Origin of the sequence: Streptomyces sp. NPDC088387, assembly GCF_044753385.1 — a bacterium.
Classification (GTDB): Bacteria; Actinomycetota; Actinomycetes; order Streptomycetales; family Streptomycetaceae; genus Streptomyces.
This window is the reverse complement of sequence record NZ_JBIVNC010000012.1, coordinates 72,007-94,583: the sequence shown is the minus strand read 5'-3', so window position 1 is coordinate 94,583 and position 22,577 is coordinate 72,007. Positions and strand designations below refer to the sequence as shown.

Sequence of the window (22,577 nt, the reverse complement as noted above, 5' to 3'; positions counted from 1 at the left end):
GCTCAGACTCCAGCGGGCGTACGGGTGGCTGCGTCGGACAGGTCGGCGGGCGACGCCAGGTGGCCCAGCACCGCCGTGGCGGCCGCGACCTGCGGCGACACCAGATGCGTACGACCGCCCTTGCCCTGCCGGCCCTCGAAGTTGCGGTTGGACGTGGACGCGGAGCGCTCGCCCGGGGCCAGCTGGTCGGGGTTCATGCCCAGACACATCGAGCAGCCGGCGTGCCGCCATTCGGCGCCCGCCTCCTTGAATACGACGTCCAGACCCTCGGAAACGGCCTGGAGACCGACCCGCGCGGAGCCCGGCACGACCAGCATCCGTACGCCGTCGGCGACTTTGCGGTCCTTCAGGATCCCGGCGGCGGCCCTCAGGTCCTCGATACGGCCGTTGGTGCACGAACCTACGAAGACGGTGTCCACGTTGATGGAGCGCAGCGGCTGTCCGGCCGCCAACCCCATGTATTCCAGGGCTTTTTCGGCGGCGAAGCGCTCCGAGGCGTCTTCGTACGAAGCAGGATCGGGGACCTGTGCCGAAAGCGGCGCGCCCTGGCCCGGGTTGGTGCCCCAGGTGACGAACGGCGACAGTTCGGCGGCCTCGATGACGACCTCGGCGTCGAACTCGGCGTCGTCGTCCGTGCGCAGCGTCTTCCAGTAGTCGACGGCCGCGTCCCAGTCGGCGCCCTCGGGCGCGTGCGCGCGGCCCTTGATGTAGGCGAAGGTGGTCTCGTCGGGGGCGATCATGCCCGCGCGGGCACCGGCCTCGATCGACATGTTGCAGATGGTCATCCGGGCCTCCATCGAGAGCTGCTCGATGGCCTCGCCGCGGTATTCCAGGATGTAGCCCTGGCCGCCGCCCGTACCGATCCGCGCGATGATCGCCAGGATCAGGTCCTTGGCGGTGACACCGTCCGGCAGCGCGCCGTTCACCGTGATGGCCATGGTCTTCGGGCGGGCCAGCGGCAGCGTCTGGGTGGCGAGCACATGCTCGACCTGGGAGGTGCCGATGCCGAACGCCAGCGCGCCGAAGGCACCGTGCGTGGAGGTGTGCGAGTCGCCGCAGACGACGGTGGTGCCGGGCTGGGTCAGGCCGAGCTGCGGGCCGACGACATGCACCACACCCTGCTCGACGTCGCCCAGCGGGTGCAGCCGGACGCCGAAGTCGGCGCAGTTCTTGCGCAGCGTCTCCAGCTGGGCGCGGGAGACCGGGTCCGCGATGGGCTTGTCGATGTCGAGGGTCGGGGTGTTGTGGTCCTCGGTGGCGATGGTCAGGTCGAGGCGCCGCACACCGCGGCCGCTCTTGCGGAGGCCGTCGAAGGCCTGCGGGCTGGTCACCTCGTGCAGCAGATGCAGATCGATGTAGAGGAGGTCGGGCTCGCCCTCGGCGCGCCGGACGACATGGTCGTCCCAGACCTTCTCCGCGAGTGTCCTACCCATCGCTTTCCCTCCGGCCGGCTGAGGTGCGCCGACCCAACTAGAGATCCTTGGGTGGCGGCCGCCCCCGCCCCCGTGTCCGGGCGCGCACCGCCGGGCCCGTTGGTCCGCGGGCCCCTGTGCCTTCGTGCTTCCAAGGGTGGCGCGTTCCTGGGAAAATTGAACTTGCGTTTCACAGAGTGAGACGCGAGTATCGTTTCATGGACAACAGTAGCGGCGTCGGCGTTCTGGACAAGGCGGCCCTCGTCCTGAGCGCTCTGGAGTCCGGTCCGGCCACCCTCGCGGGTCTGGTGTCGGCGACCGGTCTGGCTCGACCCACGGCTCACCGCCTGGCCGTGGCCCTGGAACACCACCGCATGGTGGCACGCGACATGCAGGGCCGGTTCATCCTCGGCCCGCGCCTGGCCGAGCTCGCGGCCGCGGCCGGCGAGGACCGCCTCCTCGCGACGGCCGGCCCGGTGCTCACGCATCTCCGTGACATCACGGGCGAGAGTGCGCAGCTCTACCGTCGCCAGGGCGACATGCGGATCTGCGTCGCCGCCGCGGAACGCCTGTCCGGACTGCGGGACACGGTCCCGGTGGGCTCGACCCTGACGATGAAGGCCGGTTCGTCGGCGCAGATCCTGATGGCCTGGGAGGAGCCGGAGCGTCTGCACCGCGGCCTCCAGGGCGCCCGCTTCACGGCGACGGCCCTGTCGGGGGTACGGCGCCGGGGCTGGGCCCAGTCGATCGGCGAGCGCGAGCCGGGTGTCGCCTCGGTCTCGGCGCCGGTGCGCGGCCCGTCCAACCGCGTGGTCGCCGCCGTCTCGGTCTCGGGCCCCATCGAGCGCCTCACCCGCCACCCCGGCCGGATGCACGCCCAGGCGGTCATCGACTCAGCGGCCCGCCTCTCAGAAGCCCTCCGCCGCACAGGCTGACAAAGGAACCAGGGCCAGCCTCAACGCCGCGGCCGACCCTGCCCCTTCAGCAAGACGGCCCCCAGGGGCGCGGGGAACCGCGCAAGGGCCACAGGGACCCCGCGCAACGAAAAACCCGGCCCCACCCCAACCCCGTCAAAGGGGCGCGGGGAACTGCGCGAAGGCCCAGAGAAGCCGGGGCACCACCAAATCCCACGCGACCCCAACCCCATAGAGGGGCGCGGGGAACTGCGCGAGCACCCCCCACAAACCCGCACTCACCCCACAACAAAAACGGCCCCCCACCTCAGCAACCGCCAAGGCGAAGAGCCATTCGTAACCGTACCCCCGACCGGATTCGAACCGGCGCTACCGCCTTGAGAGGGCGGCGTGCTAGGCCGCTACACAACGGGGGCCTAGATATTGCGTTTCCGCAGATCAGAGCTGGTCTACCAGGACTCGAACCTAGAATGACGGTACCAGAAACCGTAGTGTTGCCAATTACACCATAGACCAATGCGGGTCAAGCACACGCGTACCCCCGACCGGATTCGAACCGGCGCTACCGCCTTGAGAGGGCGGCGTGCTAGGCCGCTACACAACGGGGGCCCTAGCGATCCTGCATCGAGATCGGCGGGAGCTACCCTGACCACCCTCGCGGGAAGGATCTGTACCCCCGACCGGATTCGAACCGGCGCTACCGCCTTGAGAGGGCGGCGTGCTAGGCCGCTACACAACGGGGGCCTCGCGGATCTGGTCTCCGCATGCGGATGAACTCCGCGAGCTGGCCTACCTGGACTCGAACCAAGACTAACTGAACCAGAATCAGTCGTGCTGCCAATTACACCATAGGCCACTGGAACGCAAGCCCCACAGGGGATCTTGTTCTAGTCTGCTCCCCCGGGACCGGCCTCTCGGCCCGCTCCCCGGCGGCGCAGGAAGAACATTACCCGAAGGTGGACGGGGCTCCAAAACGGGTATCGGAGCCGAGCAGCGCGGGGAGTTCGGCGAGGGAGGCGATCCGATGCCCGCCCGCCGGGACGTCTTTGCCGGTGTGCGCGCCGCCCCGGTCGATCCACACCGACAGCAACCCGGCCTGCACGGCCCCGCGTCCGTCGATCTCGGGGTGATCTCCGACATACGCGACTTCGTGCGGGGCGAGCGCGAGCGCCTCGCACGCCGCGAGGAAGGCGCCCGCCTCCGGTTTGGAGACACCGAGCTCGGCGGCGCAGAGCACGGCCTCGAACCGGTCGCGCAGCCCGAGGACGCGCAGCTTGCGCTCCTGGACGTGCAGGCTGGAGTTGGAGAGCACGGCGTGCCGGTGGCTGCCGGCGAGGGCGTCCAGCACGGGCAGTACGTCCGGGAACAGCGCCCAGGCGGCCTCGTAGTGCGTGATGTACCGGGCGAACCAGGCCTCCGCCTCGGCGTCGTTCAGCTCCTGGCCGAGGAACACCCGCACCCGGTCGCGCCGCTGTGCCTCGAAGGACACCTCGCCGGCGGCGAACCGCGCCCACTGCGCGTCGGTGATCTCCCGCCAGCGCAGCAGGGCCTCCTCGGCGCTGCCGTACGCCTGGAGCAGTCCCTCGGCGATCAGATGGCTGCCCATGCCGGCGCGGTCGGCGGTGGTGTAGTCGAAGAGCGTGTCGTCGACGTCCCAGACCACGGCTCGGATGCTCATGATCCGACGGTAACGCGCGGCCCCGGGCCGTGGGGCGGGAACACCGAAGGGGCGGTACCCGCTACGGGCACCGCCCCTCCAGGAACGTACGGACTACTGGGCGGCGAGCTTCGCCAGGGCCGCGTCCACTCGGGCCAGGGTCTTCTCCCTGCCCAGGATTTCCAGGGACTCGAAGAGCGGGAGGCCGACCGTGCGGCCGGTGACGGCCACGCGGACCGGGGCCTGGGCCTTGCCGAGCTTGAGGCCGTGGGCCTCGCCGGCCGCGAGGACGGCCTCCTTCAGGGACTCCGCGGAGTTCCAGTCGGCGGCGTCGAGCTTCTCGCGGGCGGTGCGCAGCAGGGCGTCCGAGCCCTCCTTCATCGCCTTGTTCCAGCTCGCCTCGTCGAAGACCGGCTCCGCGAGGAACAGGAAGTCGACGTTGTCGATGATCTCGGAGAGCACCCGCAGCCGGGTCTGGGCGTGCGGGGCGATCGCGAGCCACTTGGTCTCGTCGAAGGCCTCGGGCGCCCACGGGGCGAACGGGGCCCCGAGCCACGGGCGGCAGCGCTCGGCGAAGTCCTTGGCGTCGAGCAGGCGGATGTGGTCGCCGTTGATCGCCTCGCACTTCTTCAGGTCGAAGCGGGCCGGGTTGGGGTTCACGTCGGAGACGTCGAAGGCCGCGACCATCTCGTCCATCGTGAAGATGTCCTGGTCGGCGGAGAGCGACCAGCCCAGCAGGGAGAGGTAGTTGAGCAGTCCCTCAGGCAGGAAGCCGCGCTCGCGGTAGAGGTTGAGGGACGACTCGGGGTCGCGCTTGGAGAGCTTCTTGTTGCCCTCGCCCATCACGTACGGCAGGTGGCCGAAGTGCGGGGTGCCCTTGGCGACACCCAGCTCGATCAGCGCCTTGTACAGGGCGATCTGGCGCGGGGTGGAGGAGAGCAGGTCCTCGCCGCGCAGGACGTGGGTGATCTCCATGAGGGCGTCGTCGACCGGGTTCACGAGCGTGTAGAGCGGGGCTCCGTTGGCTCGTACGATCCCGTAGTCCGGGACGTTCTCCGGGAGGTACGTGATCTCGCCGCGGACCAGGTCGGTGAAGGTGATCGTCTCGTCGGGCATCCGGAAGCGGACGATCGGGGCGCGGCCCTCGGCCCGGTACTCCTCGGCCTGTGCCGCCGTGAGGTCGCGGCAGTGGCCGTCGTAGCCGGACGGCTTTCCGGCGGCGCGGGCGGCCTCGCGGCGGGAGTCCAGCTCCTCCTGCGAGCAGTAGCAGTGGTAGGCGTGGCCGGCGTCCAGCAGCTTCTGGGCGACGTCCTTGTAGAGGTCCATGCGCTGCGACTGGCGGTAGGGCGCGTGCGGGCCGCCGACCTCGGGGCCCTCGTCCCAGTCGAAGCCGAGCCAGCGCATCGCGTCGAGCAGCTGGCCGTAGGACTCCTCGGAGTCGCGGGCCGCGTCGGTGTCCTCGATCCGGAAGACCAGTGTGCCGCCGTGGTGCCGGGCGAACGCCCAGTTGAACAGGGCGGTGCGGACCAGGCCCACATGCGGGTTACCGGTGGGCGAGGGGCAGAAACGGACGCGTACGGGGACGTCGGGTGCGCTAGCCACGCTTGACAACCTTGTTGGTGAGAGTGCCGATGCCTTCGATGCTGACGGCGACCTCGTCGCCGACAGCCAGGGGGCCGACCCCCGCGGGGGTGCCCGTGAGGATCACGTCGCCGGGGAGCAGCGTCATGGCCTCGGTGATGTTGACGATCAGGTCCGCGATGGAGTGAATCATCTCGCTGGTGCGGCCGAGCTGGCGCTGGGCGCCGTTGACCGTGAGCTGGATCGTCAGGTCGGACGCGGTGGCGAGGTCCAGGCCGGTCTCGATCCAGGGGCCGAGCGGGCACGAGGTGTCGAAGCCCTTGGCCCTGGCCCACTGCTTCTCGCGCTTCTGGACGTCGCGGGCGGTGATGTCGTTCGCGCACGTGTAGCCGAGGATCACGTCCTGGACGCGGTCGCGCGGGACCTCCCGGCACATCCGGCCGATGACGACGGCCAGCTCGGCCTCGTGGTGCAGGTCCTGGGTGAAGGAGGGGTACTGGATCTCGTCGCCGGAGCCGATCACGGCGGTCGACGGCTTGAGGAAGGCGAAGGGGGCGTCGGGGACCTCGTTGCCGAGTTCCCGGGCGTGTTCGGCGTAGTTGCGGCCGAAGGCGACGACCTTGTTGGGGAGCACCGGCGGCAGCAGGCGGACCTTGCTGAGCGGGACCTTTGTGCCGGAGAGCTCGAAGTCCGCGAAGGGGATGCCCTTGATGATGTCGAGGACGAGCTCGTCCGGCTGGTCGCCCTCGACCGCGCCGAAGGCGACGTTGCCGTCGATGGAGAATCTGGCGATGCGCACGGGGTGGCTGCGCCCCTTGTCTGAGATCGGGGTGACTGGAGTTCGACGGTCCAGGCTATCTCGGGGGGAGGGGCTGCCGGGTTCTGTTGTTGTTCGGGCGCGGGTGCGTTTGTTGTTCGGGCGCGGGTGCGTCGTGGCCTGTCGCGCGGTTCCCCGCGCCCCTTGGCGGCATCGCCGGGCCCGGCGTCCAGAGGTTCCCGCTAGTTGGCCGCGCCTGCCGGCTCCGGGACGTCCATCAGGATGGTGCGGCGGGGGTTCGCGGTCTGGGTGGGGAGGTCGACGGAGTGTTCCAGCTCCGGTGTCCGCAGCTCGTCGGCCTCGTCCAGGTGCGCCAGGGTGGTGCGCTGCGGGTTGGCGATCGTGTGGAACATCATCGTCGTCTTCACGGTTGTACGAGACCTTGTCGTCGCGGGCGGGTTGGGCCGAGTTGTCAGAGTGACAGCTCTTGTAAAGCGTCAGGCTAAACATCCGATTCCCCGCCGGAGTCGGGAAGTCGCCTTGATCGCCGTGTGAGTTTGCTCACGAGGTCACCCTCAAAACGGTCAATTCAGGCCCTCAACTCATGGCCACGAAACGGACATTGACGGTCTGAACCGAGCATTCCGCTCCTGATCATGGCGACTGGGACACCGGGAGGGCCCCGACGACTCGCTCCGGTATGCCCGATATATGGGATACGTTGGCCAACACCTGGTGACATGCCCCTCACATGCAGTCACGGATGTCACAGCCTGAACAACTGGCCTTGTTGGAGATCCTGCACTGTGCTGGAATTCCACGGACCGCCGCGGGATCGAGCCGGCGCACAGGGGGCGCAAGAAGACGCGCCGTGCGGCGGTAAGAACAGGGGGAGCCAGCGCCGGTCACTTCACGACCATCCGGAGACGTTTTCAGGGCGTCTCCGACCACGCCGACACCGTTCTTCCGGTCACCCGGAGGGGCGCCTGGTCCAGAGGTTGCGACGCTAGTGCAGGGACGTTTCAAGAGGGATGGCAGCGCTCCGGCGGAGCCGGAGACGCACGGCGGGACCGGCCCCAATGTCGGCGGTTCCTCGCCCCAGCACGCCCAGAACCAGGGCTCGGCCTCCACTGCGGACGGCGGTGAGCGGGCAGGTCGCGCGACCGCGGCCGCTCCCGCGGCCTCGCCCTCCCCCAACGTGAAGCCGCCCCAGGGCCCCAGCGGTCCGGGGCCGCGAATAGCGCTGCGCAACTGGCGCATCTCCACCCGTCTGGTCGCCCTGCTGACGCTCCCCGTGGTCGCGGCGACCACCCTCGGCGCGGTGCGTATCAACGACTCCATGGACGACATCCAGCAGCTCGACAACATGAAGCTGCTGACGGACATGACCAAGCAGGCCACGGAGCTCGCCGCCGCCCTCCAGGAGGAGCGCGACAAGTCCGCCGGCCCGCTGGCGCACGGTTCGACGTCCAGCGCGATCACGGTCAAGGGCTTCCGGGACAAGACGGACCGGGCCGTGGAGAACTTCGTCAACGCCTCGGAGGAGATCGACGCCTCCGCGCGGGACGGCAACCTCCAGGGCGTCCGCGACACCCTCGTCGGCCTTGTCGGCGAACTCGGCAACGTCGCCAAGATCCGCAACAGCGCGTACGAGGCCGACGGCAACTCGACCCAGACGGTCGAGGCCTACCACCGGCTGATCACCCACCTGCTGGACCTCTCCCAGGACATGGCCGAGGCCACCAGCAACCCGGAGATGATCAAGCGCACGCGTGCCCTGGCGGCCTTCTCCTCCGCCAAGGAGTACGCGTCGGTGCAGCGCGCGGTGCTCGCCGCGGCCCTGCCCCCCAACAAGACCACCTTCGGCGACCTCTCGGAGAACGACCGGCTCTACGCCGAGTCGGCCCTGGAGAGCCAGGACTCCGAGCTGAGCAGCTTCCGCAGCATCTACGGCGACGAGTCCGCCGCCGAGCTGTTGCAGCCCATCGAAGAGGGCAACCCGATCATCGAGGCCTCCGACACCTACGCCACCCGCGCCTTCGGCCGGGCGCAGGGTCTTGAGCAGGTCGCGAAGCGCTCCTACCAGGACTGGGTCGACGACTCGTCCACCAAGATCCAGCAGATGCGCAACATCGAGCGCCGGCTGCTGGAGGACATGGAGCAGAAGGCCCGTACGCTCCGCAGCGACTCGGAGCGCGAGGCGTACATCTCCGGTGCGCTGATCCTGCTGGTGCTCGGTGTCTCGCTGGTCGGAGCCTTCGTCGTCGCCCGGTCCATGATCCGCTCGCTGCGCCGGCTCCAGGAGACCGCCACCAAGGTCGCCCAGGACCGGCTGCCCGAGCTGGTCAAGCAGCTCTCCGAGTCCGACCCGCAGGACGTCGACACGTCCGTGGAGTCGGTCGGTGTGCACTCCCGGGACGAGATCGGCCAGGTGGCCGCGGCCTTCGACGACGTGCACCGCGAGGCGGTCCGCCTCGCCGCCGAGCAGGCCCTGCTGCGGGGCAACGTCAACGCGATGTTCACCAACCTCTCGCGCCGCTCCCAGGGTCTGATCCAGCGCCAGCTGTCGCTCATCTCCGAACTGGAGTCCCGCGAGGCCGACCCGGACCAGCTGGCCTCGCTGTTCAAGCTCGACCACCTCGCGACCCGTATGCGCCGGAACGGCGAGAACCTCCTCGTCCTCGCCGGTGAGGAGCCGGGCCGCCGGTGGACCCGTCCGGTCCCGCTGGTCGACGTGCTCCGCGCCGCCGCGTCCGAGGTGGAGCAGTACGAGCGCATCGAACTGGCCTCCGTGCCGACCACCGAAGTGGCCGGCCGTGTGGTCAACGACCTCGTGCACCTGCTCGCCGAGCTGCTCGAGAACGCCACGTCGTTCTCCTCCCCCCAGACCAAGGTCAAGGTCACCGGTCACGCCCTGCCCGACGGCCGGGTGCTGATCGAGATCCACGACACGGGTATCGGCCTCTCCCCCGAGGACCTCGCGGCGATCAACGAGCGGCTCGCCTCGCCGCCCACCGTGGACGTCTCCGTCTCCCGTCGTATGGGTCTGTTCGTGGTCGGCCGCCTCTCGCAGCGCCACGGCATCCGGATCCAGCTGCGCCCCTCCGACTCCGGTGGTACGACCGCGCTGGTCATGCTGCCCGTCGATGTCGCCCAGGGCGGCAAGAAGCCGCAGGGCAAGCCCGGTCAGTCCGGTGCCCCGCTCGGTTCGGGCGGTCCCGCCGCCGCGCAGGCCGCGGCCGGTGTCGCCGCGGCGCGCCGGGGCGGCGGTGCCGTCGGCGCCGGCGCCTCCCCGGGTCTGCTCGGTGCCGGTCAGGGACCGCGTCCCGCGCTGCCCGGTGACCCGGGCGGCCGGCAGGGCAACGGACGTGGCCAGGGCGGCCGGCCGGCTCCCGCCGGTTTCGGCGGCCAGGCTCCCGGCGCCCCGCAGGGCCTTCAGTCGACCGGATCCCAGGGTCAGGACGCCTTCGGTGGCGGCAACCGTGGTCCGGGTGCGGCCGGCCAGGACGCGTTCGGCGGCAACCGCGGTGGCGGCTCCGGCGGTCAGGACGCCTTCGGCGGCAACCGCGGCCCCGGCTCCCAGCGCCAGAACCCCAACGACGGCCAGGCGCCGCGCGGTCGTCAGCCGCAGCTGCCGCCGCGTGGCGGTCCGCGTGCCGAACTGCCGGGCGGCAACCCGCCGCAGCAGCGGCCCAGCTGGAGCGACGAGAACGCGCAGCCGCCGGTCTCCCGTGCCTCGCTGGACACTCCGCGCGGCCACGACGAGCCCGACGTGCAGCAGACCTCGCGCATGCCGCGGATCGACGACCGGCACGGCGCGGGCGCGACCAGCGAGATGCCCCGCATCGACTCGGGCCGGCACGGCGGACCGCAGCAGACGGGCCAGTTCAACCGTCCGGGCGCACAGCAGGAGAACGACCCGTTCGCCCAGCCCGGCGCCGGCGGCCCGCACGACACCGGCCAGTTCGCCCAGCCGGGGACCAACGGCCGCCAGAACCCGGGGCAGTTCGTCCGCCCGGACGTCTTCGGGGCGCCCGGCCAGGACAGCGGCCGGGGCCAGGCTCCGCAGGGCTACGACAACGGCTCGACGGGCCAGTTCCAGGCACCGCAGTCCTACGACAACGGCTCCACCGGCCAGTTCGCCATGCCGCAGCAGGGCTACGACAACGGCTCCACGGGCCAGTTCCAGGCGCCCGGCCGGGACGAGAACACGGGCCGGCACAACCTGCCCGGCCGCCAGAGCCAGAACCACCAGAACCAGAACCAGAACCAGAACCCGCAGAACCAGTCGGACGGGACCGGCCAGTACGAGCGGCCGCAGATCCCGCCGCGTCCGCAGCAGCGTCCCGTGCGCGAGCCCGAGGCGCTGCCGCCGGCCACCGGCCCCGGCGACGGTCGTACCCCGCTGTACGACACGCTGGAGACCAACTGGTTCCACGGACAGCAGGAGCAGCAGCGTGCGGACGCGAACAGCGCCCCGTCGCTCCCCCAGCAGCCGCCGCAGCCTCCCCAGGCACCCGCGCCGGCCGCTCCCCCACAACGTCCCGCCGCCTCCGCCGCATGGCGCAGCTCGCCGAACGACGACTTCGTCCGGCAGGCAGAGCGTGTACGGCAACCGGCCGCGGGCGGAGTCACCACCTCCGGACTGCCGCGCCGGGTACCCAGGGCCAACCTCGTCCCGGGTACGGCGCAGCAGCAACCTCAGCAGAGCGGTCCGCAGGTCTCGCGTGCTCCTCAGGACGTACGCGGTCGGCTGACCAACCTCCGTCGGGGCATCGCACAGGGCCGTCAGGCCGGGTCCGGCCGGACGGGCAGTTTCCCGAGCCCCACTCACCAGCAGGAGCGTTAGTTGAGTCCGATGAGCCAGGCGGCACAGAACCTGAACTGGTTGATCACCAACTTCGTGGACAACACCCCCGGGGTGTCCCACACCGTCGTCGTGTCCGCCGACGGACTCCTCCTGGCGATGTCGGAGGGCTTTCCCCGCGATCGCGCCGACCAGCTGGCAGCGGTCGCGTCCGGGCTCACCTCGTTGACAGCCGGGGCGTCCCGGATCTTCGAGGGTGGCGACGTGGCACAGACCGTCGTGGAGATGGAGCGGGGGTTCCTCTTCCTCATGTCCGTCTCGGACGGGTCGTCCCTGGCCGTGCTCGCGCACCCCGAATGCGACATCGGCCTCGTCGGCTACGAGATGACTCTCCTCGTCGACCGCGCGGGCGCGGTACTCACGCCCGACCTGCGCGCCGAACTACAGGGAAGTCTGCTCCACTGATCGGCCTCGGATCCACCCGTCTCACCAAATCGTCGTCCGGCCGCCACAATCCCCCCACCGGCCTCGTCAGATGGCTCGACTGACCAACTTGCTGTCCCCGCCCGGAGGATTCATGACCCCGCCCACCGCTCCTCATGATCCGTACACAGACGCGTACGGGGACGAGGGCGACGAGCCGCTGGTACGTCCGTACGCCATGACCGGCGGCCGGACGCGGCCGCGTTACCAGCTCGCCATCGAGGCGCTGATCAGCACCACGGCCGACCCCGCCGCGCTCATGGGGCTCCTTCCGGAGCACCAGCGCATCTGCCACCTGTGCCGCGAGGTGAAGTCGGTGGCCGAGGTGTCGGCCCTGCTCACCATGCCGCTGGGCGTGGCCCGGATCCTCGTCGCCGACCTCGCCGAGGCCGGTCTTGTCGCCATCCACCAGCCGGGCGGCGACGAGACCACCGGTGCGCCCGACGTGACACTGCTCGAAAGGGTGCTCAGTGGACTTCGCAAGCTCTAGCGGAGGGCCGGTTTCCCAGAGTCGCTCCACCACCTCCGCGAAGATCGTGGTGGCGGGCGGCTTCGGCGTGGGCAAGACCACGTTCGTCGGCGCCGTCTCGGAGATCAACCCGCTGCGCACCGAGGCCGTCATGACGTCCGCATCCGCGGGCATCGACGACCTCACCCACACCGGAGACAAGACGACCACCACGGTCGCCATGGACTTCGGCCGTATCACGCTCGACCAGGACCTGATCCTGTACCTCTTCGGTACACCCGGCCAGGACCGCTTCTGGTTCATGTGGGACGACCTGGTGCGCGGCGCCATCGGCGCGGTGGTCCTGGTGGACACCCGCCGGCTCGCGGACTGCTTCCCGGCCGTGGACTACTTCGAGAACAGCGGGCTGCCGTTCGTCATCGCCCTCAACGGCTTCGACGGCCAGCAGCCCTACACCCCCGACGAAGTGCGGGAAGCGTTGCAGATCGGGCCGGACGCGCCCATCATCACCACGGACGCCCGGCACCGTGCGGACGCCAAGTCCGCGCTGATCACCCTGGTCGAGCACGCGTTGATGGCACGGCTGAGGTAGTCACTCAAGTCGGCAGGCGCGTACGGCAGTTGTCGTAGACACATTGGAGCCGGCTGTGGCCTTTGACACGGTCGGCTCCGGTGTTCATAACGTTTCGGCAGAGGAATCGAGTAGTACCGCCACGCGTCGCGGTCAAGTGGTCTCGCTGCGCGCACAAGAGCCCCGTCATTTGGCGGGGCTCGCTCTTTATGACCGTTTTATGTGGGGCTTACATCACGTGGAACCCATACTTTCCCATGTTTGGAACCCGACTGGGTGACGTGCTGGAATGCCTGAACTGCCCAATAGTCAATGACGTACTCCAGGTCGATGGCGAACGGGCTCTGAGACACTGCTGCGGCACGACGTAGGTGCCGACCGCCGGAAGGTTGTTGGTCGAGTGAGGCGAAGCAACAAAGGTCCCGAGCCGCCCGCCCGGGGCAACTTCACCCCGCCGCCGCGCGGCGCGGCGCCCGCCCCCGTGCCCGGCTCGGAGCCGACGGCCGCACCCGCTCCGAGCGGCGGCCGTCTCTCCCCGCGCAACTGGCGGGTGCCCACCAGGCTGAACGCGATCCTGCTCATACCCGTGCTGGTCGGCCTCGTCATGGGCGGCTTCCAGGTGAAGGGCTCGATCGACACCTGGCAGGAGGCCGAGGACGCCCACAGTGTGGCCCTCCTCGTGCGCGCCGCCGACGAGTACGGCCAGGCCCTGCTCAACGAACGTGACCTCTCCGCGTCCGACCTGCTGCTCGGCAAGGGCGAGACCGCCACGGTCAAGAAGCTGCGCGCCGACACCGACGCCGCCAAGGCGCAGTTCGACAAGGTCGCCGAGGGGCTGCCGGACACGGCCCGGCTGAACCGCCGTATGGAGCTGTTCCGCGGCAACGAGACCAAGCTCGCCGCCCTGCGTGAGCGCGCCTACACCACCGCCATGGACCCGGTCGCCACCGAAGAGGGCTATGTCGCGGTCCAGCACGGCCTGACGGAGTTCGCCAACGAGCTCAGCCTCGGCTCCGGCAACGTCACCAGTTACGGCCGTACCGTCTACGCGGTGTCGCTGGCCAAGGCGGCCGCCTCCCTGGAGCGCGCGATCGGTGTGCACCTGCTGGTGCGCCCGTCCGACAAGGCGACCGTCGTAGCCCAGCAGCGCGTCTCCCTCGCCTCGTACCGCTACCTCGAGGGCATCGCCGTCAACGAGCTGGTCTCCGGCGCCGACGAGGCCGACGTACGGCGACTCGACGCGATCATGGCCGAGCAGCGCCAGACCGTGGGGGACAAGGGCGAGGCCGTCGACGCCGGCGCCAGCTCCTCCACCCAGGGCGGCGCCTACACCGCCATGCCCCTCGCGGACACCATGCTCCAGGGCATCGCCGGCGGGCTGCCCACCGAGGAGCTGGCCCAGCGGGGCGTCACCCCCAAGACCTGGCTCGGCGTCTCCACGGCGAAGTTCGACGGCTACGACACCCTTGAGACCGAGATGGTCGACAAGGCCGTGAACGAGGCCGCGACCCTCGCCGACAACGCCCGCCAGGAAGCGATCGTCACCGGCGCCATCGTCGTCGTCGCCCTGCTCGCCGCGTTCATCCTGGCCGGCATGATGGCCCGCCAGATGAGCCGCGCGATGCGCCAGCTGCGCAACGCCGCCTTCGGTGTCGCCGAGCAGCGGCTGCCGATGCTGGTCGACCAGCTCTCGCGTACCGACCCCGGCCGGGTCGACACCCGCGTGGCACCCATCCCGATCAACTCCACGGACGAGATCGGCGAGGTCGCCCGCGCCTTCGACCAGGTGCACCGCGAGGCCGTCCGGCTCGCCGCGGAACAGGCCCTGCTGCGGGGCAACATCAACGCGATCTTCACCAACCTGTCGCGCCGCAACCAGTCGCTGATCGAGGGCCAGCTGACCCTGATCACCGAGCTGGAGAACAACGAGGCCGACCCGGACCAGCTGGAGAGCCTCTTCAAGCTGGACCACCTCGCGACCCGTATGCGCCGCAACGGCGAGAACCTCCTGGTCCTCGCCGGCGAGGAGCCGGGCCGCCGCTGGGACCAGCCGGTGCCGCTCATCGACGTCGTCCGCGCCGCCTCCTCCGAGGTGGAGCAGTACGAGCGCATCGAGCTCCAGGGCGTCCCGGAGGCCGAGATCCACGGCCGCGCCGTGACCGACCTCGTACACCTGCTCGCCGAGCTGCTGGAGAACGCCACCACGTTCTCCTCGCCGCAGACCAAGGTCCGGGTGACCGCGACCCGGCTGCCCGACGGCCGCGTGATGATCGAGATCCACGACAAGGGCATCGGCCTCACCGCCGAGGACTTCGCGGACATCAACCACAAGCTGGCCAACCCGCCGACCGTGGACGCCGCGATCTCCCAGCGCATGGGCCTGTTCGTGGTCGGCCGGCTGTCCGACCGGCACGGCATCCGGGTCCAGCTGCGCCCCTCGGGCGAGCAGGCCGGCACCACCTCGCTGGTCATGCTGCCCGACGCGATCACCCACGGTGGTGGCGGCGAGTCCCCGATGAGCCGCGAGGAGTTCACGGTCTCGCAGATCATCCCGGAGCAGAACTTCGCGGGCGAGCAGTTCGGCGTCGAGCCGATGCGCACCGCCGCGGAGCTCGGCTTCGACGACAGCGCCTACACCGAGGTGCCGGACGACATCCGTGAGCTGGACCCGGTGGGCCGCTCCCTGATGCGCGAGGAGCGCCGCGCGGCCCTGGAGGCCCAGGCGCACCAGCCCGGCCAGGAGGGCGTCCCCGAGGCGTCCCCGTACGACGGCTACAACGCTCCGCAGTCCTACGACAACGGCAACGGCCAGGTCGGCTACCCCGACCAGCAGGACGCCTACGGACGACAGACGTCGTACGAGGAGCCGCAGCAGCCGACGTACGAGGAGCCGTACTACGCGCCGAACGGCAACCAGCCGCAGGGCGAGGGCTACTCGTCCAACGGCGGCTACCCGGAAACCTCGTATCCGGAGCAGCCGCGGCCCGAGCCGCAGGCGCCCGCCCAGAACGGCTATGCGGGTCTCGAAGAGCGGCCCTACCAGGATGACTGGCCGCAGCAGACCGGTTACCAGAACGGCTATCCGGACCAGTACGCTCCGCAAGCGGAATCCACTCAGGCCGCTGACGCGGGTGAGCAGGACCGCGTAGGCTTCGACCGTCCGGGACCCACCCCCACCGCCGGCCACGAGCTGACCGACGCCGGGCTTCCGCGCCGCGGATCCACCGCGTCCGGTGCGGGCGCCGGTGCTCCCCGGCCCGCGACCCGGGAGGCGGCGGCCCCCGCGACGGACGGACCGGGTGGCGACTCCTGGCGCTCGGCGAACGACGAGCGCTGGCAGCAGGCCTCCCAGCTCCGCAAGCCCAAGGCGGGTGGGGTCACCTCCTCCGGCCTGCCGCGGCGGGTACCCAAGGCGAATCTGGTCGAGGGTGCCGCGGAGACGACTCCGCAGGGCGGCCCACAGGTCTCCCGCGCTCCCGAGGACGTCCGGGGCAGGCTGAGCAACCTGCGCCGCGGGGTCCAGCGGGGACGCAGTGCAGGAAGCGAAACGAACGGCCAGGCCACACGGCATCACAGTGGGCCTGACAGCACCTACAACCAGGAGCGTTAGTGTGAGCCCGATGAGCCAGGCGGCGCAGAACCTGAACTGGTTGATCACCAACTTCGTGGACAACACCCCCGGGGTGTCGCACACGGTGGTGGTCTCCGCCGACGGACTCCTTCTGGCGATGTCCGAAGGCTTTCCCCGCGACCGCGCCGACCAGCTCGCGGCCGTCGCCTCCGGTCTGACCTCGCTGACCGCCGGTGCCTCGCGCATCTTCGAGGGCGGCAGCGTGAACCAGACCGTTGTGGAGATGGAGCGCGGGTTCCTGTTCATCATGTCCATTTCCGACGGGTCGTCGCTCGCAGTCCTGGCCCACCCGGAAGCGGACATCGGTCTCATTGGGTACGAGATGGCCCTGCTCGTCGACCGTGCCGGTACGGTTCTGACCCCGGATCTCCGTGCGGAGCTCCAGGGCAGCCTTCTCAACTAACAGACACACGGTGCGATTTCGCGTCCCGTGGCCGTAAAGTTTCGGGACGCGGCTCCACAGCGATGGGTGCCCGGCACAGTCGGAGGAGGAGAAAGTGGCAACACCCCCAGGCGGTTCGTCTTCGGGCAACTGGTCGTACGGCCCCGGTCAGGGGCAGGGCGACGGCTCGGCGAACCGGTACAACTTCCCCTCCACGCCCAGCCACCGGCAGCCGTACGCACCGCAGGGCCCCGGGCCCTCGCCGTACGACCAGCCGTCGGCACCGCGCATCCAGCCGGTGCAGCCGCAGCGCCGCAGCCCTGAGCCCGCGCCCGCCGGAGCGTCGAACAACCCCCTGGTGCGCCCGTACGCCATGACGGGCGGCCGCACCAGGCCGCGTTACCAGCTCGCCATCGAGGCGCTGGTGCACACCACCGCGGCTCCGCACCAGATGCAGGGTCAGCTGCCCGAGCATCAGCGGATCTGCAACCTGTGCCGTGAGATCAAGTCGGTGGCCGAGGTCTCGGCCCTGCTCTCGATCCCTCTCGGCGTGGCCAGGATCCTCGTCGCCGACTTGGCGGAGGCGGGACTGGTCGCCATCCATCAGCCCGGCGGCGACGAGAACGCCGGCGGCCAGCCAGACGTGACACTGCTCGAAAGGGTGCTCAGTGGACTTCGCAAGCTCTAGCGGAGGGCCGGTTTCTCAGAGTCGCTCCACCACCTCCGCGAAGATCGTGGTGGCGGGCGGCTTCGGCGTGGGCAAGACCACGTTCGTCGGCGCCGTCTCGGAGATCAACCCGCTGCGCACCGAGGCCGTCATGACGTCCGCATCCGCGGGCATCGACGACCTCACCCACACCGGAGACAAGACGACCACCACGGTCGCCATGGACTTCGGCCGTATCACGCTCGACCAGGACCTGATCCTGTACCTCTTCGGTACACCCGGCCAGGACCGCTTCTGGTTCATGTGGGACGACCTGGTGCGCGGCGCCATCGGCGCGATCGTTCTCGTGGACACGAGGCGTCTTGCCGACTGCTTCCCGGCTGTCGACTACTTCGAGAACTCGGGGCTTCCGTTCGTGATCGCCCTCAACGGGTTCGACGGGAATCAGCCGTACAACCCCGACGAGGTGCGGGAGGCTCTTCAGATCGGGCCCGACACCCCGATCATCACTACGGATGCGCGGCATCGGGCCGACGCCAAGTCGGCGCTGATCACGCTGGTCGAGCACGCGTTGATGGCTCGCTTGCGGTAACCACCGCTTCTACGCGGCTATTGGGCTGCCCCATCCTGCTGAGTGCCGGGTGCGGGCAGTTCGTGGTTTCTCGCGCAGTTCCCCGCGCCCCTGAGAGGACGCGGGGAACTGCGCGAACGGCCCCGTCCTCCCCACGGGGAGAACGGGGCCGCAGAAGCGCCGGAGGCGTCAGCGCCAGCTGTGGGGGGCCCGGAAGCCCGGTTCGCGTTCCAGGCGGCGCCAGACGGCGCGGCGACCGGTGTGGTCGGCCGGAGCCTCCGTGGACGTGTGTGCCGCCGCACGGGCCAGCAGGATCGCCGTCAGCGCGGCGACCTCCTCGGGCTCGGCGTGGCCCTTCTCGACGCGGATGTCAGGGGTGTTCATGGATGTCAGTCTCCGTGAGTGAGAGGACGACGGGGTTGCCGCGATGGGTCCGCTCGGTTACTGCGGGGGGTTGCCGTGCTTGCGGGACGGCAGGTCGGCATGCTTGGTGCGCAGCATCGCCAGGGCCTTGGCCAGGACTTCGCGGGTCTCGGCGGGGTCGATGACGTCGTCGACCAGACCGCGCTCGGCCGCGTAGTAGGGGTGCATCAGCTCGGACTTGTACTCCTTGACCATGCGCGCCCGCATCGCCTCGGGGTCCTCGGCGTCCGCGATCTGCCGGCGGAAGATCACGTTGGCGGCGCCTTCGGCTCCCATCACGGCGATCTCGTTGGTCGGCCACGCATAGGTGAGGTCGGCACCGATGGACTGGCTGTCCATGACGATGTACGCACCTCCGTACGCCTTGCGCAGGATCAGGGAGATCCTCGGCACCGTCGCGTTGCAGTACGCGTAGAGCAGCTTCGCGCCGTGCCGGATGATTCCGCCGTGCTCCTGGTCAACTCCCGGGAGGAACCCGGGAACGTCCAGGAAAGTGACGATCGGGATATTGAAAGCGTCACACATCTGCACAAAACGCGCAGCTTTTTCCGACGCCTCGATGTCCAGCACACCCGCGAGCACCTGCGGCTGGTTGGCGACGATGCCCACGACCTGGCCGTCGATCCGGGCCAGCGCGCAGATGATGTTGCGCGCCCACCGCTCGTGGACCTCCAGGTAGTCGCCGTCGTCGACGATCTCCTCGATCACCTTGGTCATGTCGTACGGACGGTTGCCGTCCGCCGGGACCAGGTCGAGCAGTACGTCGCTGCGCCGGTCGAGGGCGTCCGAGGGGTCCACCCGCGGCGGGTTCTCCCGGTTGTTCTGCGGGAGCATCGCCAGCAGGTAGCGCACCTCGGCGATGCAGGTCTCCTCGTCGTCGTAGGCGAAGTGACAGACACCGGAGGTCTCGGCGTGGACGTCGGCGCCGCCCAGGCCGTTCTGGGTGATCTCCTCGCCGGTGACCGCCTTGACGACGTCCGGTCCGGTGATGAACATCTGCGAGGTCTCGCGGACCATGAACACGAAGTCCGTCAGCGCCGGGCTGTAGGCCGCGCCGCCCGCGCACGGGCCGAGCATCACGGAGATCTGCGGGATCACGCCGGAGGCGCGGGTGTTGCGCTGGAAGATGCCGCCGTAGCCGGCGAGCGCGCTCACCCCCTCCTGGATCCGGGCGCCCGCACCGTCGTTGAGGGAGACCAGGGGCGCACCAGCCGCGATGGCCATGTCCATGATTTTGTGGATCTTCGTCGCGTGGGCCTCGCCCAGCGCACCGCCGAAGATCCGGAAGTCGTGCGCGTACACGAAGACCGTGCGGCCCTCGACGGTCCCCCAGCCGGTGATGACACCGTCCGTGTACGGCTTCTTGGCCTCCAGGCCGAACCCGCTCGCCCGGTGCCGGCGCAGCTGCTCGACCTCCTGGAAGGAACCCGCGTCCAGCAGCAGCTCGATGCGCTCCCGCGCGGTCAGCTTGCCCTTGGCATGCTGTGCCGCCGTCGCCTTCTCACTCGGCCCGGCGACCGCCCGCGCACGGATGTCGTGCAGCTCGGCGACGCGCCCGCGGGCGTCCGTCGGCTCACCGGTCGGCTCACCCGTCGTCTCTTCCAAAACGGTCATGTAGCGACTCTACGAAGCCCCGCAAGGAAAGCGAGCCGTCGACTCCGAACAGTCTCCGGCCCGTTTTCCTGGTAGCACTGAACAGAACCTCCGGAGCATGCACGGTTTCCGACTGCTCAGGGGGCGTGCGGCTTGTAGGGGTCGCACAAAGTCGTCACCTGAGAGCCGCCTCACATTCGCGTCCGGGGCATGCCATCGCCGGAGTGATGTGCGGGGGTCACCGAGACCGTACACCGTCGCTTTTCCGTCGGCGCGTGGCGGCTTCCGGTGCGCTACCCGCGCGTAGCGGGACGGGGTGATTACGCTCGCCGTGACACGCCCGCACCCATGATGTTGAATATTGAACCTCATGGGTCTAAGGTCGGTGTCGAGGTAATCGTTGAACCTTCAATTGACCGTCGATTGAACGTCCCCAAGGGAGAAGTCATGACCGACCTCAGCGCACTCACCGGCGACTACACCCTCGACCCGGCCCACACGACGATCGGCTTCACGGCCCGTCACGCCATGGTCACGAACGTCAAGGGCAAGTTCCTGGAGTTCACCGGCACGCTGCACCTCGACGGCGACGCCCCGGAGAAGTCCACGGCGTCGATCGACGTCGTCATGTCGAGCGTCGACACGGGCAACGCCGACCGTGACGGCCACCTGAAGAGCGCCGACTTCTTCAAGACCGACGAGTTCCCGACGATGACCTTCCGCTCGACCAAGGCCGAGGCCCTGGGCGACGAGGACTACCGGATCACCGGCGACCTGTCCGTGCTCGGTGTCACCAAGCCGATCACCATCGACCTGGAGTTCAACGGCGCCGCGAAGGACCCGTTCGGCAACGAGCGGGTGGGCTTCGAGGGCAAGGCCGAGATCAAGCGCTCCGAGTGGGGCCTGACCTGGAACGCGGCGCTGGAGACCGGCGGCTTCCTGGTCTCCGACAAGATCAAGCTCAACTTCGACGTCTCGGCGATCAAGAGCGCCTGACCGGTGGTGCGGGCCGCCCTTCGGGGCGGCCTTCGCATGTCCGCGGGCGCCGACGGCCCTCGTACGCCGGCGGGCGCTCAGGACCCGCTTTCGGCGGGCGCTCAGAAGCCGCCGCCGAAGTCGCCTCCCCCGCCGAATCCTCCGCCGCCGCCGAAGTCGCCGCCGCCGAATCCGCCGGAGAAGTCGCCGGAGTTGAAGTCCGCCCCGGAGACATCGCCGCCCTGGTAGCCGCCGGCGCCGAAGTCGCCGTAGCCGGAGCCGTAGTCGGACGCGTAGGCCGGGGCCGCCATGGCGCTGCCGAGGAGTGTGCCGACCAGCAGGCCGGGCAGCAGGCCGCTGCCGAAGTAGCCACCGGCCCAGGGGCCGTAGGCGGGACCGGCGTCCCAGTACGGGCGGCGCCCGCCGGCGGTCTCGACCTCGCGGATCATCGGGTCGTCGCCGTCGGCGAGCCGGGCCTGGTCGGCCGCGCAGACGGGTACCTCACGGGTGGCGCCGGCCGGCGGGGTCCAGGTGACGTCGGCGACGGACGGGCCGTGGCGCGGGTCGAAGAAGCAGGGCGGACGGCGCTGCGGCAGAGGCTTTCCCGCGCGCCGGGCGGCGAGTTGGGCCAGCGAGAAGCGGCCGTCGTCGAGGGCCTGGGTGACCGCGCGGACCTGTTCGGGCCGGGTGGCCGCGTCCATGAACGACTTGGCCTGTTCGTAGGCGTCGAGGGCGCGTTCGTAGTCGGCGCGCATGGCGTCGTCGGCGCCGGTCTCCGCCGGGTGGAAGTCGAGCCGGTCGAGTTCCTCGCCGAACGCGGTGATGTCCTCGTCGACGACGACCCGCAGTTTCTCCAGCGCGGCCCGCTGCTCCTCCTCGTGGCGGCGGCGGTTGCGGCGGACCAGGGCGTACGCGCCCGCGCCGCCGGCCACCACGACCGCGCCGACGGTGATCAGACCGCCCGCGGAGACGCCGCTGTCGCCCGAGCCCTCGCTCCAGCTGCTGGGCGCGGTGCCGCCGACGTTGCGCAGGGCGTCGTCGACGAAGTCGTTGAGCTGGGCCTTGGGGTCGCCGGCGCTCTGCACGGCGGTGACCAGGTTGCTCACCGCGCTGTTGCCGAGGACGCTGCTGTCCGCGCGGGCGTCGAACTCGTCGCCGAGGCGGATGCCGTAGAGGCCGGTCACGCCGGTCTCGGTGCGCAGGTTCTGGAAGAGGTTCCGCGTCGGGTAGTCGGCCGGGAGGACCGCCACGAACACGGGTTTGTCCGCGTCCCTGATCTTGTCGGCGAGCGCTTCGGCGTCCGACTTCGACAGCAGGCCGGAGGCGGCCGGATCGACGTAGACGGGACTCTCGCGCAGGGACTCGGCGACTTCGGAGAGATCGGTCGCGGCGTGCGCGCCGGGCGCACCCGTCATCAGGACCGCCAGTGCGGCGGCGGCCGGCACGATCAGCAGGCGGACAAGAGCTGGTACCAGGGCGCCCTTCATACGTTCGAAAGTACCCCGAATGTCCCGGGAAAAGGAGATCGGTCGCGGGCCGATGTCGTCCGGCCGGTGCGGTGGGTGGGGCCCGGCGGAAAAGTGCTGTCCCGAGCATGGAACGTGCGCGGCGTCCCCCAGTACTCTCATGGCTTAGATCACGGCGTGAGTTAACACGTGACCCTCTCCGCCGTCATGTGCTCATG

The 22,577-nt window shown here is 69.9% G+C and carries 18 protein-coding genes and 5 tRNA genes; 10 read left to right on the top strand and 13 right to left on the bottom strand.

The window, feature by feature from the left end:
• Positions 1–2 precede the first annotated feature (2 nt).
• The gene (gene leuC, locus ACIQAC_RS29000; RefSeq protein WP_402195873.1) at positions 3–1,433 is read right to left on the bottom strand and encodes a 3-isopropylmalate dehydratase large subunit; all 1,431 of its coding nucleotides are present in this window, start codon (positions 1,431–1,433) and stop codon (positions 3–5) included.
• Positions 1,434–1,630: 197 nt separating this feature from the next.
• Here leuC and ndgR point away from each other — a divergent pair, with 197 nt between their 5' ends.
• Entirely contained in the window at positions 1,631–2,347 is a 717-nt protein-coding gene (gene ndgR / locus ACIQAC_RS28995; RefSeq protein WP_402195870.1) for an IclR family transcriptional regulator NdgR, read from the top strand.
• 322 nt (positions 2,348–2,669) lie between these two features.
• On the opposite strand, the gene ACIQAC_RS28990 is transcribed toward ndgR, so the two are convergent.
• From ACIQAC_RS28990 to ACIQAC_RS28950, 9 genes are all read right to left on the bottom strand, one after another.
• Positions 2,670–2,742: transfer RNA gene (locus ACIQAC_RS28990), tRNA-Glu, on the bottom strand.
• A gap of 28 nt (positions 2,743–2,770) precedes the next feature.
• Positions 2,771–2,842, bottom strand: a tRNA-Gln gene (locus ACIQAC_RS28985).
• 20 nt (positions 2,843–2,862) lie between these two features.
• Positions 2,863–2,935, bottom strand: a tRNA-Glu gene (locus tag ACIQAC_RS28980).
• 62 nt (positions 2,936–2,997) lie between these two features.
• Positions 2,998–3,070, bottom strand: a tRNA-Glu gene (locus tag ACIQAC_RS28975).
• A gap of 40 nt (positions 3,071–3,110) precedes the next feature.
• Positions 3,111–3,182, bottom strand: a tRNA-Gln gene (locus ACIQAC_RS28970).
• Positions 3,183–3,272: 90 nt separating this feature from the next.
• The gene (locus ACIQAC_RS28965; protein WP_402195868.1) at positions 3,273–4,004 is read right to left on the bottom strand and encodes an HAD family hydrolase; all 732 of its coding nucleotides are present in this window, start codon (positions 4,002–4,004) and stop codon (positions 3,273–3,275) included.
• 93 nt (positions 4,005–4,097) lie between these two features.
• A complete protein-coding gene (gene gltX / locus ACIQAC_RS28960) occupies positions 4,098–5,585 on the bottom strand; it encodes a glutamate--tRNA ligase (protein WP_402195867.1) in 1,488 nt (495 codons plus the stop codon).
• Positions 5,578–6,363, bottom strand: coding sequence for a fumarylacetoacetate hydrolase family protein (locus tag ACIQAC_RS28955; RefSeq protein ID WP_402195866.1), 786 nt, complete (start codon positions 6,361–6,363; stop codon positions 5,578–5,580). The genes gltX and ACIQAC_RS28955 overlap by 8 nt, the downstream gene beginning before the upstream one ends.
• A 200-nt stretch (positions 6,364–6,563) precedes the next feature.
• Positions 6,564–6,749, bottom strand: a complete 186-nt coding sequence (locus tag ACIQAC_RS28950) for a hypothetical protein (RefSeq protein WP_402195864.1) — start codon at positions 6,747–6,749, stop codon at positions 6,564–6,566.
• A gap of 581 nt (positions 6,750–7,330) precedes the next feature.
• Here ACIQAC_RS28950 and ACIQAC_RS28945 point away from each other — a divergent pair.
• The 8 genes from ACIQAC_RS28945 to ACIQAC_RS28910 all read left to right on the top strand — a co-directional run bounded on the left by ACIQAC_RS28945 (position 7,331) and on the right by ACIQAC_RS28910 (position 17,923).
• On the top strand, positions 7,331–11,170 hold the full coding sequence (locus ACIQAC_RS28945; RefSeq protein WP_402195862.1) for a nitrate- and nitrite sensing domain-containing protein: 3,840 nt from the start codon (positions 7,331–7,333) through the stop codon (positions 11,168–11,170).
• A 9-nt stretch (positions 11,171–11,179) separates the two neighbouring features.
• Positions 11,180–11,593 carry a roadblock/LC7 domain-containing protein gene (locus ACIQAC_RS28940; RefSeq protein WP_402195860.1) on the top strand — a complete coding sequence of 138 codons (414 nt, stop codon included), beginning with the start codon at positions 11,180–11,182 and terminating at the stop codon, positions 11,591–11,593.
• Positions 11,594–11,705: 112 nt separating this feature from the next.
• Positions 11,706–12,101, top strand: a complete 396-nt coding sequence (locus ACIQAC_RS28935; RefSeq protein ID WP_402195858.1) for a DUF742 domain-containing protein — start codon at positions 11,706–11,708, stop codon at positions 12,099–12,101.
• Positions 12,082–12,672 carry a GTP-binding protein gene (locus ACIQAC_RS28930; protein ID WP_402195857.1) on the top strand — a complete coding sequence of 197 codons (591 nt, stop codon included), beginning with the start codon at positions 12,082–12,084 and terminating at the stop codon, positions 12,670–12,672. The genes ACIQAC_RS28935 and ACIQAC_RS28930 overlap by 20 nt, the downstream gene beginning before the upstream one ends.
• Positions 12,673–13,051: 379 nt before the next feature.
• Positions 13,052–16,261 carry a nitrate- and nitrite sensing domain-containing protein gene (locus ACIQAC_RS28925; RefSeq protein WP_402195855.1) on the top strand — a complete coding sequence of 1,070 codons (3,210 nt, stop codon included), beginning with the start codon at positions 13,052–13,054 and terminating at the stop codon, positions 16,259–16,261.
• Positions 16,262–16,271: 10 nt separating this feature from the next.
• Positions 16,272–16,685: a roadblock/LC7 domain-containing protein gene (locus ACIQAC_RS28920; RefSeq protein ID WP_004983065.1), complete on the top strand. Its 414-nt coding sequence runs from the start codon at positions 16,272–16,274 to the stop codon at positions 16,683–16,685.
• A gap of 94 nt (positions 16,686–16,779) precedes the next feature.
• Positions 16,780–17,352 (top strand): DUF742 domain-containing protein, encoded by a 573-nt coding sequence (locus tag ACIQAC_RS28915; RefSeq protein WP_402195852.1) that lies wholly within the window; start codon positions 16,780–16,782, stop codon positions 17,350–17,352.
• Positions 17,333–17,923, top strand: a complete 591-nt coding sequence (locus tag ACIQAC_RS28910; RefSeq protein ID WP_402195850.1) for a GTP-binding protein — start codon at positions 17,333–17,335, stop codon at positions 17,921–17,923. The genes ACIQAC_RS28915 and ACIQAC_RS28910 overlap by 20 nt, the downstream gene beginning before the upstream one ends.
• 168 nt (positions 17,924–18,091) lie before the next feature.
• Here the strand turns inward: ACIQAC_RS28910 and ACIQAC_RS28905 are convergent, their stop codons facing one another.
• The gene (locus ACIQAC_RS28905; RefSeq protein WP_402195847.1) at positions 18,092–18,286 is read right to left on the bottom strand and encodes an acyl-CoA carboxylase subunit epsilon; all 195 of its coding nucleotides are present in this window, start codon (positions 18,284–18,286) and stop codon (positions 18,092–18,094) included.
• 57 nt (positions 18,287–18,343) lie between these two features.
• Positions 18,344–19,939, bottom strand: a complete 1,596-nt coding sequence (locus tag ACIQAC_RS28900; protein WP_402195845.1) for an acyl-CoA carboxylase subunit beta — start codon at positions 19,937–19,939, stop codon at positions 18,344–18,346.
• 426 nt (positions 19,940–20,365) lie between these two features.
• Between ACIQAC_RS28900 and ACIQAC_RS28895 the strand changes: the two genes are divergently transcribed.
• Entirely contained in the window at positions 20,366–20,914 is a 549-nt protein-coding gene (locus ACIQAC_RS28895; protein WP_402195843.1) for a YceI family protein, read from the top strand.
• A gap of 101 nt (positions 20,915–21,015) precedes the next feature.
• Here ACIQAC_RS28895 and ACIQAC_RS28890 read toward each other — a convergent pair whose 3' ends face one another.
• Entirely contained in the window at positions 21,016–22,380 is a 1,365-nt protein-coding gene (locus ACIQAC_RS28890; protein WP_402195841.1) for a hypothetical protein, read from the bottom strand.
• Positions 22,381–22,577 lie beyond the last annotated feature (197 nt).